The sequence below is a fragment of the Pseudomonas sp. TSRC2-2 genome, assembly GCF_049897785.1.
Lineage (GTDB): Bacteria > Pseudomonadota > Gammaproteobacteria > Pseudomonadales > Pseudomonadaceae > Aquipseudomonas.
In genome coordinates, this window is record NZ_JAFCWZ010000005.1 from 149,377 (window position 1) to 163,150 (window position 13,774).

The following is a 13,774-nucleotide window of genomic DNA, read 5'->3' on the forward strand; positions in this document are numbered from 1 at the left end:
ACTTCTTATAGCGCAAACCCCGGATTTTCCCGGGTTTACGGCAATGCGACATATAGCGTCGCAAAGGCGCAGTTTACCGGGCGCGGCCGATTTGCGGCAGGCCGCGCAGGATAGCAAGTCAGCCTCGCGCCAGAGGCATAAATATGTACCGCACGAAGGGCGCGTCCTGCTGGTTTGCTGGGGGTTCTTACCGACGCCAAGGAATGGCCATGCATTTGTCGCAAGCACACCCATCCGTCACCGCTGCTGACACAAACAACGCGCAACATGCGGATGAACATTATCAACCGCTCAAAGAGGCGATCCCGCAGTGGCTGGGCAACACCTCAGCCACCCGGCGCGAAGCACTGAAGAACAGCGTCCCGCTGCTGCCCCAAGCGCTCAAGTCGGCACCCGCCGAACAGCACGCGCTGATGAAAACCCTCGCTGGCGCGCATATCGATGCACAGAGCCAAGTCGATAAAAGCCTGGAACATCTGCAGGACGCCGCCGCCTTCGCCGAGCCCTTGCTCAAGGCCGAACTCAAAAGCTGCTTCGATCTGGACGTGGATGTCAGAAACACCTTCGTGCGCCTGTACATCCCGGCGACGACTGCGCTGTTTCCGATCAAGACCGGCGCACGCGTCTGGAGCGTTTCCCTGCTGGAGGCGGCGCTGCATAACTTCGAAGATCGGGAAACCCAAGACAACGCGTTCGAAGCTGAATCGACATTCACCACGGCGCCGACGCTGACCGGGCAATTCGAAACCCTGCCCGCGATCAAAGCCCGACTCAGCGTCCCCGCCTTCACCCAGCTGTGCCGGCGGCTGGACATCGGCGCGAAATACAAAGCCAGCCTGGAAGACAACCTCGGTTATTCCGATTCGTTGGTCGCCACGGTGTTGCGCAACAAACTCGACGCCAGCCAGAAAACCGCTATGAAAGCTGCGCTGCAGTGGGCGCGGATGAACCGCGATGTCTCGGAGAGTGCCGTGCGCCTGGTCGAGGCCTTGCTCGATGGCATGAAAGGCCTCTATGTAAACGGCGCGCCTTTGCTCTGTCATGACGTGAGCATGCTTTGCGCGCCGCTGACCGGCATCGTCGTGTTCGCCCCGGACCTGTACCTCTCACAAAACAATGCGCGGGTCGTGGCGTATGTCCCGGATGACCCCGAACATCCGTTCAAGGAGTACACCTCGCCGCTGGAAATGATCGTTGAACTGACGCGCCAGCTGCGCTCAAAGGACTATCAGCGTTTCTTCAGCCGTTTCGTCAATCACGAGCAACGCGGGTTCTTCTTCAGCACCCTCAACAGCCGCCTCAGCGAAATCAAGTGGCACCCGCACGAACCCGGCAGTTCCCTGCCGGCGTGGCGCGAAGCGCCGGTGGAGCGGCCCGATCTGCAGACGGCGCTGGTGCCCTTCCATGAAGACGTCTGGCAGCATCTGCATCAGGCGAAACTGAACAAGGTCTTCAACGACGCGCGAAGCATTGCCGTGCCCACCGCTGTCGTCGATCAAAAGGCGCGCTGGGCATTCTGGGATTCAGTGGTCGAGATCATTTCCACCATTGCCCAGACCGCCGCGCTGATCGTCGCGCCGTTTGTGCCGGTGCTGGGCGAAGCGATGATGGCGTACATGGCTTATCAGATGCTCGACGAAGCGTTCGAGGGCATCGTCGAATGGGGTCAGGGGCGTAACACCGAAGCGTTCGGGCATTTGATGGGCACCGTTGAATCGATGATCCAGCTGGGCATGTTTGCCGTGGGCGGAGCGATTGCGGCAACCGAGTTTCGCAAGGTCCTGCCCAAGGAAGTCGTGGCATTTATCGACCGTTTCAAACCGGTGAAACTGGCCAACGGCGCAACCCGCTACTGGGAGCCTGACCTGGAACGCTACCAACATCCCGCTCGACCGCAAGCCGGTTCGCGACCCGATGAACGAGGCCTGTTCGAGCATCAGGGCAAGCAGCTGTTACCCCTCGAAGAAGCGCACTTCTCGGTCAAGGAACATGAGGTGCCCGGCCAGTACCGTATCGAACACCCGACCCGCCCCGACGCGTACCAGCCTGTGGTGCGCCACAACGGCGACGGTGCCTGGCACACCGAGCTCGAACAACCGATGGAGTGGGACGGCGAAACCGCGTTGCGGCGCATCGGCCCTGCGGTAGAAACCTTTACCCCGGCCGAGCGCGAAACCCTTCTTCAGGTCAGCGGCAGCAGCGAAGGTGCCTTGCGCAAGATGCATGTCAATCAGGAAAAAACCCCGCCACTGCTGGCCGACAGCATCCAGCGCTTCACGATTGATCAACAGGTGCAGCGTTTTATCGATCAGCTCGACAGCGATATCAGCGAAGAATTTCTGCGCGCCGATCAGGTCACGCAATTGCAATTGCTCAGCGAACGTGGCCGCTGGCCGAACAACCAGCGCCTGCGCCTGATCGATCGCAACGGCGAGCTGCTCTGGCAGTCGAGCGCTGACACAAGCCTGCCCCTGACCGAGCTGCGCCAGGACCAGTTGATCGACGGCGACCTGCTCAAGACCTTGCTATCGCTCCTCGACGAAGCGCAAATCAAGGCGCTGCTCGCCGAGCCCTTCACCGCAACGCCGCCGCTGGACATCCGTAGCCAGAACCTGCGCAAGCAACTGGCCGGCCTCGCCAGAACCCACCAGGGCGCACTGTTCGAAGCACGCTATCAAGCGCTGCAGCAAACCGATGATCCGCTGGCGCAACAGCTCAAGGCCCACAATCCCGACCTGCCGGCGAGCGTCAGCCGCGAACTGCTCGAAACCGCCACCGGCAACGAACTGCTGCAAATCAACGAGGGGTACCTGCCACCGCGCCAGCAGGAACTGATGCAACTGGCCAGTCAGGAAGTACGCCTGTCCCGTGCCTATGAAGGGCTCGAACTCGGCTCGGTGAATAACCCCGACTCCGACTCGCTGGCACTGCACAGCCTGAAATTGCTGCCGGGCTGGAGCGGCGATGTGCGGATCGAAATCCGCGATGGTCGCTACGAAGGGCCGGTCGTCGACAGCATTGGTCGCGAAGACGCGCCGGAAAAAAAGGTCTTGGTGCGCAGCGATGATCAGCACTATCAAGCCTTCGATGACCGAGGCCAGGAACTGCGCTCGCTCAGCGATTTCTATTCCAGCGTGCTGTACGCGCTGCCCGACAGTGAACGCGCCAGCCTCAACATCGGGATTGGCCAGGGCCAGACGCTGAAGACTGCCATTGGCGAACGCACGCTGGCACGTGACGAGCTGCGCGTCGTGCTGCACGAAACGCCCATCGCACCTCCGGCTCTGGACACGTTACGGCTCCTGGGCAGCGATGGTTATCCGCAGATTGATCGCGCTGAAAGCCTGAACAACACTGCACGCTCCCACGAGCAGGATCTTCGCGCGCTCTACCCCAGGATGGCAGAACTGCAAATCCGCGCGCTGGCCCAAGACATCCGCGCCAGTCCTTCCGGTGCGCGTGTGGAGATTCAGCGCCTGCAAAATGATTACCTGCAACTGCAAAACGATTTGCACATCTGGGCCAACGATCCGCCCGCCAGGCATCCCGATACCGGTGTTGCGCTGACCTCGCTGGACATGCGCGCAGAAATTCAGAACCGACGTTTGCTCAGGGAGGAAATCCTCAGGGGCTGGCGCCGCGAATACCCTACCGGGATCAATGAATACGGGCAGGCAACCGGTCACGCGCTGCGGCTTGTACACCCGATCATCGGCGACTTGCCGACGCTGTCGGCCGATCTCAGCCATATCACCGCGCTGACCCTTGATGGCAGCGCCACGCCAGGCTCTCTGGAAAGCTTTCTTCAGCACTTTCCACAGTTACAGATGCTGGAGGCCGAAAACCTGAAATTACCGGCCCTGCCACAGGTACTGACGTCAATGGCATCGCTGCGCGAACTGCGAATGCGCAACTGTGGACTGAGCCTGACGATAACGACGCAATCGGTCCTGGCCTCCATGCCACAGCTCACGATTCTCGATCTGCAGGGCAATCCCCTGGGTTTGGCACCCGACCTGCACACAATGCCTTCGCTGCGTTACGTCAACCTGTCCAGGACCGGCATCTACAGCCTGCCCGAAAACCTGCTTTATCATCCACGACTGATCTCCGGCGAGTTCGACGGCAATCGCCTCACCGCCATACCCGAAGCGTTCTTGAAGCTGCCCGCCTCCCTGAGTGATGGATTCACCTTCGCCGACAACCCGCTGACGCCCGTCGCACGCGAAGACGTGAAACGCTTCCATGACGCTACTGGCAGGCATTTCGGCATCCGTCCCGAGCAGGCCGACCTGCAGCGCACCACCGCGTTGTTTCCAGCCCTCGACGAGGCGCAAGCCACGGACGTGCTGTACCGCCTGCCCGGAACACTGGCTGAAGGCCGCGGCCAGTTGACGCGCTGGGAAACCGAGATTCAGCAGTTGAATCTGGAGCTCAGTCAGTGGATCAACCAGGCTGCCACATCCCACCTCGAGACAGGGGAACGCCTGTCTCAAGCCGAACAGACGCGTGAACTCAACGCCCGACGCTCTTTCGCACAACAACTTGAACGCTTCTGGCGCAGCCGGGACTCATTCGGCCATAGTGGAATATTTGAAGCTACCGCTGAGTTCAGTGGCGACATGCCTGTTCCGAGCGCCAATTTCGCGCATGTGTCGCGACTGGAACTGACCGGCAACGCGCATGTTTCGGCAAGCTTGCCCTTCGTGGAGTCATTCGCGAATCTGAACTCACTGAGCCTCAATGGCTTTGATCTGACTACCGACGCCCTTCCCGGGCCAGGTTTGTCCCGGCTGACCGACCTGAAACTGAACAACTGCGGCGTGGTCATGACGCCGGAAAATCAGGCTGCACTGGTTTCGCTGAACACGCTGCAGACACTGAATCTGAGCAGCAATCCACTGGGGACTTTCCCCGATCTGAACCTATTCCCTGCGCTCACGTTCATCGACCTGTCCAACAGCGGCCTCACCGTTGTTCCACAAGGACTGACAGGCCGTCCCGAATTGCGAACTGTGGTGCTGACCGGCAACCACATCACGGACTTGCCCGACGCCATATTCGACCTGTCTGCAGAACGCAGTGACGGCCTGTACTTTTCCGACAACCCGTTATCGGCCACAACGCGCGACAAAATCAAAGCCTACTACCGCACCCATCGGCAGGACTTCGACGTCAGGGCCGTCGACGAGGACGTAAGTCTGGCCAGGGAGTTGTTCCCGGAGCTGGATGAGCAAGAGGCCAGCGACAGGGTCTACGACCTGCCCGGCAACCTGACCGACAGCCGCGCGCAACTGCTGCGCTGGCAAGCGGAGCTGGCGCAGATGCAGCTCGATCTCGACCGCTGGGTATCGCAAATCCCGTCCACGCACCCGACCACAGGGCGAGCGCTGTCCGAGAACGAGCGCGCGCAACAGCGCTCGGCTCGGTCGGCATTCAAGCAAAACCTCGAAGCTTTCTGGCGTCAGACATCCAGCGAGACCGGCCAGCGCAGCACATCATTTGCCGCAGACCTGTCGTTCGTGGGCTCATTGCCTCGCCTGACCGTTGACTTCAGTCATGTCGCAAGCCTGAAGCTGAGCGGCAACGCAGCGATCGATGGCATCGAGACGTTCGTGGCGTTGTTCCCCGAACTCCAGACTTTGCAGATGAAGGATTTTGCGCTGAATGAAATTCCTGCCTTCATCGCGAGCCTGCGCAACCTCAGGAAACTGCGCCTCAACGGCTGCGCCGTGACCTGGACCACTGCGGCAAATGATGTGCTCAAGTCGCTGCCCGCCCTCACGCGCCTGGACCTGAGCAACAATCCATTGACCGCGGCACCCGATCTACAGACGTTGCCGACGCTGCAAGACGTCTCCCTGCTCAACAGCGGTCTGACGTCCCTGCCTGACGGCATCGCCGCACACCCTGCACTGCGGATTCTGAACCTGAACGAAAACGCCATCAGCCAGTTGCCGGAAGCGTTCTTCGGCCTCGATCCCAATCGTGCAGAGGGTGTGCGTCTGGCCGGTAATCCGTTGTCTCTGGCGGCTCGTGAGCGGATCAAGACTTACTATGCCCGGCACTATCGCAACTTCGGAGTTATGCCCGCCGCAAACGACGTAGCGATGGCACTTAGAGTGTTCCCGCGCCTGACCGATTACATGGCCAGCGACATGATCTATGGCCTGCCCGGCACGTTGCAGGCAGGCACGGCGCAACTGATGAGCTGGGAATCCGAACTGACCCGGCTGCTCAGTGAACTCGATACCTGGCAAGATCGTGTGCCGAGCCATGAGCCGACATCCGGTCAACTTTGGGATGCTGAACAACGCGCCGCACAACTTGAGGCCCGTACCCAGTTCCGGGACAAACTTGAAGCACTGTGGCGCGACAGTCGTATCGATGTGCCAGATCTGCGTGCGGAGATCTTTCAGGCCAAGGCTACATTCGCCGGCGAGCTGCCAAAGCTTACCGCTGACTTCAGCCAGATAACCCACCTGGAGATTCAAGGCAATCCAGACTCGACTATTCCCGATGGCTTCCTCGATTGCTTCACCGGACTGGAGGGACTGGAACTGCCGGGGTTCGCCCTGGGCCGAATCCCTAACGCTCTGGAACGCATGCCAGCGCTGGAAACGCTCATGATGAGCCGTTGCAATATCACTCTCGATGCTGCCGGACAATCCACCCTGGCGACGCTGAGCCGGCTGACGTCGCTGGATCTTTTCAACAATCCCCTGGGCCAGACACCCGATGTCTCGACGCTCGGGAACCTGGCGTTCATCGACCTGATCCGTACAGGAATAGATCGAGTTCCCGTTGGGCTGGAACAACTCCCGCACCTGCAGACAGCACTGCTGAGCGACAACAACATCATCGAATTGCCCAACCAACTGACGGCTTATGCCAACCGTGGCGTGGACGTGGGCTCCAACCCGTTGTCTGCGACCTCGCGGGAACAGATAAAGGCCTGCTATTTGTTGAAAGGAGACAATTTCGGCGTCTGGGCCGAAGAGACCGACATTGAATTGATCCAAACGCTATATCCCCGCTTGACCGGATTCGACGCCAATGACCTGATCTATCGTCTGCCGGGGACATTGGCGGACGGACGCACCGAGCTGCTGCGTCGACAAACCGAGCTCAGCACGTTGCTTAACAGTCTTGAAATCTGGGCGAACTCGACGCCGGATGACTCGGTCATGCGGGGAGCGCCGGCAAGCGAAACGGGATCCACGCCAATCAATCGGCGCCGGCGCTTCAGGGACAATCTGGAAAAACGCCTTCGGCACTATCCGGTCAACGCTCTGGATGGTGAATTCGTGTGCGATCTGTCCTTCACGGGCGAGTTGCCGCCACTGACCGGGCGTTTCGACTACATCGATCAGTTGCGGCTGACCAGCACAGCGGACATGCCCCCTCCAGTCGATGGCTTGCTGGCGCTGTTTCCCCGACTCAGGGCGCTGGATATCCGCGATTACCCTTTACGGCGCATTCCGCCGGCAATTTTTCGCCTCGAAACGCTGAGCAGCCTGAGCCTGTCGGGCTGCCAGATCATCATCACGCCACAAACCGCCGAAGCGTTCGCGGCCCTGAAAAATCTCGGCACGCTGGATCTGAGTAACAACCACCGACTCTGGACAGCGCCTGACATGACCCACTTTCCCGATCTGCAGATGCTGAACCTGCGCAACGCCGGCCTGACCCGGGCGCCTGCGGGTTTGTTCAGGCTCACAAGGTTACGAAAGGCCGACCTGAGCAATAACAGAATCCAGCAATTGCCTTCAGGATTTCCTTCCCGTCCGGACATGAGATTGACCGAGTACGATTTCACTGCAAATCCATTGACCCGGGAAAGTCAGCAGCGCCTGGACCGCTACAACGCGGCGCTTGCCGAACACGATATCGAGGCGCGGATACCGCATGGCCCGGGCATGGTTGAACTGGACGACGTCGTGGATTCGGACTTTTCCGATGGCGAGGAGCTCCCGCCTACCGGCCATAGCTGAGTCACGGTCAGCCGCGCTCTGGCGGTACTGATGACAATTCGAACGGGCTGCTGCTGCGCCGCTGGTTGCGATCTTCCCGCGGCGTGGCACCGAAGAAGTTGCGATAGGCACTGGAGAAATGTGGCCCCGAGGAGAAGCCACAGGACAGGCCGATCTGAATGATCGACTTGCTGGTCTGCATCAACATCTGCCGGGCCTTGTTCAGGCGCAATTCCAGATAGTACTGGCTCGGCACGCGGTTGAGGTATTGCTTGAAGATTCGCTCCAGCTGCCGGCGGGATACGCACACGTGTTGGGCGATTTCGTCGGTGGTCAGTGGTTCTTCGATGTTGGCTTCCATCAGCAGCACCGCCTGGGTGAGCTTCGGGTGACTGGAGCCGAGGCGATTCTGCAAGGGAATACGCTGACGCTCACCGCCCTCGCGGATACGCTCGACCACCAGCTCTTCGGAAACCGCACCGGCCAATTCGGCGCCGTGATCCCGGGCCAGTACTGCCAGCAGCAGATCGAGGACCGACATGCCACCGCACGCCGTCAGGCGATCGCGATCCCAGTCGAACAGATGGCTGGTGGCAATGACTTTCGGGAAGCGCTCGGCGAAATCGTCCTGCCAGCGCCAGTGGACGGCGGCGCGATAACCGTCGAGCAAGCCGAGCTGGGCCAATGGATAAACACCGGCCGAGAGACCACCGATTACGCAACCGGCACGCACCACTTGCTTGAGCGCACTGCTCAGTGCTGGGGCCAGGGTGATTGGCGGCTCGTCAGCGAGCAGGAACAGTTTCTGGAAGTTTTCAAGCTTGCCGACCCAGGGCTCGCCGGGCAATTGCCAGGCACCTTCGACTGGCGGCTCGGCCTGCAAGAACGTCAGTTCGTAAACCACGTCCGGGTGCACGCGCTGCGCAACACGCAAGGCCTCCTCCGCCAGCGCCAGCGTCAACGCTTTAGTGCTGGGCCAAATCAGGAAACCAATTCGATGGGCAGTCATGGGCGGGCAATCCGAAACGAACAACGGTGATGAAGGCATGGGCCAATGCTAGCCCCTAATCGAAAATGTCGCAGATCCATTGTGGGAGCGGGCTTGCTCGCGAATGCGGTGGTTCAGACAGCAATAATGTTGACTGACACACCGCCTTCGCGAGCAAGCCTGCTCCCACAGGAGATTCGGGCCAATTCTCAGGTCGCGAAGCATGACCTAATCTGGTGCACAACGGCAGCCCTGATTTATTTCAGGCTACCGGACAGGAACTGCTGCAAGCGCTCGGACTGCGGGTTGACCAGCACTTCGCGCGGGTTGCCGCTTTCTTCGACGACGCCTTTATGCAGGAACACCAACTGATTCGACACTTCACGGGCGAAACCCATTTCGTGAGTCACCACAACCATGGTGCGGCCTTCCTGCGCCAGCGCCTGCATGACTTTCAGCACGTCGCCGACCAGCTCCGGGTCGAGGGCCGAGGTTGGCTCGTCGAACAGCATCACTTCCGGTTCCATCGCCAGCGCACGGGCAATCGCCACACGCTGCTGCTCGCCACCGGACATGTGCCCCGGGAACGCGTCTTTGCGATGGGCCACGCCAACCTTGTTCAGGTAGTGCTCGGCTTTCTCGCGGGCTTCGGCCTTGGGCACGCCAAGCACATGCACCGGCGCTTCCATGATGTTTTCCAGCGCGGTCATGTGCGACCACAGGTTGAAATGCTGGAACACCATCGACAGGCGCGAACGCATGCGCTGCAGCTGCTTCGGATCAGCGGCTTTCAGCGCGCCGTCCTTGTTGGCGACCAGTTTCAGCTCTTCGTTGTTGAGCAGGATCTTGCCGGCATGCGGCTGCTCGAGCAGGTTGATGCAGCGCAGGAAAGTACTTTTGCCGGAGCCACTGGAGCCGATGATGCTGATCACATCGCCGGCGGCGGCTTTCAGGGACACGCCCTTGAGCACTTCGTGACTGCCATAGCGTTTATGCAGGTCTTGGACTTCAAGTTTGTACATGCGGTCGGTTCTCACAAAAACAGTCAGTCAGTCGTTGAGCAAGCGCCCGTGACGCAGCGCTTCGCGCCCCGCCACCTTGGCCAGCCAGAAACCGGGTTGGGCATAGCGCAGCCGTTCAATGGCAAACAGCACCCCGGAGGTACCAGCACATACCGTGCTGACCCGATCGGACAGAGGATCAATCACTTCAAAAATCTCGTCGCCCGCCTCGACCCACTCGCCGGGCTTGCGTGAAAAACTCACCACACCGGGATGCGGCGCGAACAACAATTGGGTGCCTTCGAAAGGCATGCCTTCACAGGCTTCGTGCGCCGGGTTCGGCCACTCGCCGGTGATCAAACCTTGCTCGGCAAGGAACGCCAGAATGCCTTCAGCGTAAGCCTCTGCTTCAGCGCGACCGGTATCCGCTTGGCCGCCCAGCTCGATGGTCGTTGCCAGGCATGCCAACGGAATCTGCGCATCAGGGAACTGCCGCGACAGACGCAGCCACGGCAACGAGCACGCCTCGTCGAACGAGCTGCCACCGGAATCTTCCGCGAGCAAGCCCACCTTGACGTTCAGATGAGCCGACAGCGAACGCCACTGCGGCCAGTGCTGCGGCAACGCATACATGTGCAGCGCGGCTTCGGCGTCGCAATGCAAATCGAGCACCACGTCGGCAGTGCAGGCATGGCTGAGCAATACGCGCTGCATGCCTTGCAGCTGGCTGCTCGCCTCAGGCAAAGCGGCCAGGTGATCGGCCATCGCCTGACGGATCAGCCGCACATTGGCATGCGGATCATCACCGAGCTTGTCACCCAGCGCCGCCGCGACCGGCGCGCTGAGCTCGACGAAGTCACGGTTGAAATTCTTGCCGCTGCCGGCCTCGAAACGGCCCTGGAAATTGCCTTGCAGCAATTGCCCCAGCCCCAGCGGATTGGCCACCGGCACCAGTTCGATCACACCGTTGAGCAAGCCACGGGCTTCAAGTGCGCCGAGGCGCTTTTTCAGCTCCCAGGCGGTGCGCATGCCCGGCAACTCATCGGCGTGCAGGCTGGCCTGAATGTAGGCCTTGCGCTCGCCTTCGCCAAAACGGAAAACCGAAACCTTGCGCTCGCAGCCCAAGTGGCTCCAGGGCAATACGTGATCGATGCGTTGCATATCAGTGCTTCCGTGGCGCGAGGTAGCTCAACCAGCGACGCTCAGCCAGTTTGAACAGCTTGACCAGAATGAAGGTCAGGCACAGGTAGAACACGCCAGCGGTGATGTACGCCTCGAACGGCAGGTAGAACTGCGCGTTGACCGTACGCGCTGCGCCGGTGATGTCGATCAGGGTCACGATCGACGCCAGACTGGTGGTCTGCAGCATCATGATCACTTCGTTGCTGTACTGCGGCAGCGCGCGGCGCAGGGCCGACGGCAGCAGAATGCGCTTGTACAGTTTGAAGCGCGACATGCCCATGGCCTTGGCCGCTTCGATCTCCCCGTTCGGCGTGGCCTTGAGGCTGCCGGCGATGATTTCTGCGGTGTAGGCACTGGTGTTGACCGCAAACGCCAGGCACGCACAGAACGTTGCGCTCGACAGCCACGGCCACAGGAAGCTTTCGCGCACCGCCTCGAACTGGGCCAGACCGTAGTAGATCAGGAACAGTTGAACCAGCATCGGCGTGCCACGAATCACGTAGGTGTACAGCCACGCCGCGCCGTTGACGATCGGGTTTTTCGAGACGCGCATCAGCCCCAGCGGCAACGCCGCGAGTAAGCCGAAGAACAGCGACAGCGCGAGCAGTTTGAGGGTGGTCAGCAGGCCGCCGAAGTACAGCGGCAGCGCCTCCCAAATGACGTTGTAGTCGAAGATCATAGATCAGCCGCCCTTACGCCTACCGAGTAGCGCTTCTCAAGGTGACGCAATGCCAGCAACGAAACACTGGTGATCACCAGATACATCGCCGCCACTGCGAGGAAGAAGGTAAAAGGCTCGCGCGTGGCATCCGCCGCCTGCTTGGCCTTGAACATCATGTCTTGCAGACCGACCACGGAAATCAGCGCGGTGGCCTTGGTCAGTACCAGCCAGTTGTTGGTGAAGCCGGGAATCGCCAGACGAATCATCTGCGGCACCATCACCCGGAAAAACACCTGAAAACTGCTCATGCCGTACGCCATGCCCGCTTCGGCCTGGCCTTTGGGGATCGCCATGAACGCACCCCGAAAAGTCTCCGAAAGGTACGCACCGAAGATGAAACCGAGGGTGCCGATACCGGCGGCCAGCGGGTTCAGGTCGATGTAGTCGTCATAGCCGAGCATCGGCGCCACGCGGTTGAGCAGGTCCTGGCCGCCGTAGAAGATCAGCAGGATCAGCACCAGGTCGGGAATGCCGCGGATCACTGTTGAATACAGGTCGCCCAGCCACGCCAGCCAGCGCACCGGCGACAGGCGCAACGCGACACCGATCAGCCCGAGAACGATGGCCAGAGCCATGGACGACAAGGCGAGCTGAAGCGTCAGCCATGCGCCATCGAGGATGACAGCCCCGTAGCCTTTCAACATGATTCAGGTCCTCGAAAGTTGGGATGAAAAAATGGCGCAAACCGCAGAGATTCTGTTGCTTGCGCCATTTCGGACTTGTCGCAGAGACGTCTTACTTGCCGTAGATGTCGAAGGCGAAGTACTTGTCCTGGATTGCTTTGTATTTGCCGTTTTCGCGGATGGCCGCGATGGCAGTGTTGATCTTGTCTTTCAGGGCATCGCCCTTGCGCACCGCGATACCGACGCCGTCGCCGAAGTATTTGACGTCGGTGAAGGCCGGGCCAACGAATGCGAAGCCTTTGCCAGCGTCGGTTTTCAGGAAACCGTCATCGAGCAGGGTGGCATCAGCCACGGTACCGTCGAGGCGACCGGCAGCCACGTCGAGGTAGATTTCGTTCTGCGAACCGTACGGCTTGATCTCCGCGCCCAGCGGAGCCAGAACTTCGCGGGCGAAACGCTCGTGGATCGAGCCACGCTGCACGCCGATGTTCTTGCCCTTGAGCTCAGCCAGACCTTCGCTGATCTGAGTGCCGGCCTTCATGACCAGACGCGCCGGGGTGTTGTAGTACTTGTTGGTGAAGTCGACCGACTTCTTGCGATCTTCGGTGATCGACATCGACGACAGGATGGCGTCGATCTTGCGCACTTTCAGCGCCGGGATCAGGCCGTCGAACTCTTGCTCGACCCAGACACATTTGACCTGCATTTCTTCGCACAGCGCGTTGCCGATGTCGTAGTCGAAACCGACAATGCTGCCGTCCGGAGCTTTCGAGGCGAATGGAGGATAAGCCGCTTCGATGCCGATCTTCACAGGTTTTTCGTCAGCGACGGCATTCAGCGACAGCACGGACAGTGCCATGGCGCCAAGCAGCACAAGTTTCTTCATCTTGGGACTCCATCGGTAAAGGGCAAAAACGGCAGAGTGAGCGACAGCCCAATATGCGAATGGGTGAATCGGAAATCGGTTGCGCATCGGCGGGAAATTTCCCGTTGAAACCGCAGGCGATTTCAACGTCAGCCACGATGAGCGAGTGATCGGCATTCTAACGAGAGGCCCGAAGCCGATATTTCTTCAATGCGACAACTAATTACAGATGCACCGAGAAAGCGGTTCGAGCTCATTGACAGCCCTGCAAATTCATGCAAGAGCGAAAGGCAGTGAACCGATACACATTGCAAGTTGCGGGCCCATTATTCGCAAACCCTTCTAATCCGGCAAGCGCAGCGTTGCGTCTTATTTTTCAGCGGAGCTTTTAAGGCTCTAATACGGGGCGTAGCGTTTCCCT

General features: G+C 60.0%; 7 protein-coding genes. 1 reads left to right on the top strand and 6 read right to left on the bottom strand.

The window, feature by feature from the left end:
* The first annotated feature begins 209 nt into the window (after nt 1-209).
* Nucleotides 210-7,994, top strand: a complete 7,785-nt coding sequence (locus ACP7D9_RS11765) for a dermonecrotic toxin domain-containing protein (RefSeq protein ID WP_426157565.1) — start codon at nt 210-212, stop codon at nt 7,992-7,994.
* Nucleotides 7,995-8,001: 7 nt separating this feature from the next.
* On the opposite strand, the gene argR is transcribed toward ACP7D9_RS11765, so the two are convergent.
* The 6 genes from argR to ACP7D9_RS11795 form a co-directional block, all read right to left on the bottom strand.
* Complete coding sequence (gene argR / locus ACP7D9_RS11770; RefSeq protein WP_426157567.1) at nt 8,002-8,982, bottom strand: transcriptional regulator ArgR; 981 nt, start codon at nt 8,980-8,982, stop codon at nt 8,002-8,004.
* A 236-nt stretch (nt 8,983-9,218) separates the two neighbouring features.
* Nucleotides 9,219-9,983, bottom strand: a complete 765-nt coding sequence (locus ACP7D9_RS11775; protein WP_047599668.1) for an ABC transporter ATP-binding protein — start codon at nt 9,981-9,983, stop codon at nt 9,219-9,221.
* Nucleotides 9,984-10,010: 27 nt separating this feature from the next.
* Entirely contained in the window at nt 10,011-11,123 is a 1,113-nt protein-coding gene (locus tag ACP7D9_RS11780; protein WP_426157570.1) for a M14 family metallopeptidase, read from the bottom strand.
* A 1-nt stretch (nt 11,124) separates the two neighbouring features.
* On the bottom strand, nt 11,125-11,823 hold the full coding sequence (locus ACP7D9_RS11785; RefSeq protein ID WP_101155916.1) for an ABC transporter permease: 699 nt from the start codon (nt 11,821-11,823) through the stop codon (nt 11,125-11,127).
* On the bottom strand, nt 11,820-12,509 hold the full coding sequence (locus tag ACP7D9_RS11790; RefSeq protein WP_016773583.1) for an ABC transporter permease: 690 nt from the start codon (nt 12,507-12,509) through the stop codon (nt 11,820-11,822). The genes ACP7D9_RS11785 and ACP7D9_RS11790 overlap by 4 nt, the downstream gene beginning before the upstream one ends.
* A 91-nt stretch (nt 12,510-12,600) precedes the next feature.
* Nucleotides 12,601-13,374 carry an ABC transporter substrate-binding protein gene (locus ACP7D9_RS11795; protein ID WP_426157573.1) on the bottom strand — a complete coding sequence of 258 codons (774 nt, stop codon included), beginning with the start codon at nt 13,372-13,374 and terminating at the stop codon, nt 12,601-12,603.
* Nucleotides 13,375-13,774 lie beyond the last annotated feature (400 nt).

What these genes read in the sequence shown, in the direction of transcription:
- ACP7D9_RS11785 (WP_101155916.1), bottom strand. Translation starts at nt 11,823, where the DNA reads ATGATCTTCGACTACAACGTCATTTGGGAGGCGCTGCCGCTGTACTTC.
- ACP7D9_RS11790 (WP_016773583.1), bottom strand. Translation starts at nt 12,509, where the DNA reads ATGTTGAAAGGCTACGGGGCTGTCATCCTCGATGGCGCATGGCTGACG.
- ACP7D9_RS11795 (WP_426157573.1), bottom strand. Translation starts at nt 13,374, where the DNA reads ATGAAGAAACTTGTGCTGCTTGGCGCCATGGCACTGTCCGTGCTGTCG.
- argR (WP_426157567.1), bottom strand. Translation starts at nt 8,982, where the DNA reads ATGACTGCCCATCGAATTGGTTTCCTGATTTGGCCCAGCACTAAAGCG.
- ACP7D9_RS11765 (WP_426157565.1), top strand. Translation starts at nt 210, where the DNA reads ATGCATTTGTCGCAAGCACACCCATCCGTCACCGCTGCTGACACAAAC.
- ACP7D9_RS11775 (WP_047599668.1), bottom strand. Translation starts at nt 9,983, where the DNA reads ATGTACAAACTTGAAGTCCAAGACCTGCATAAACGCTATGGCAGTCAC.
- ACP7D9_RS11780 (WP_426157570.1), bottom strand. Translation starts at nt 11,123, where the DNA reads ATGCAACGCATCGATCACGTATTGCCCTGGAGCCACTTGGGCTGCGAG.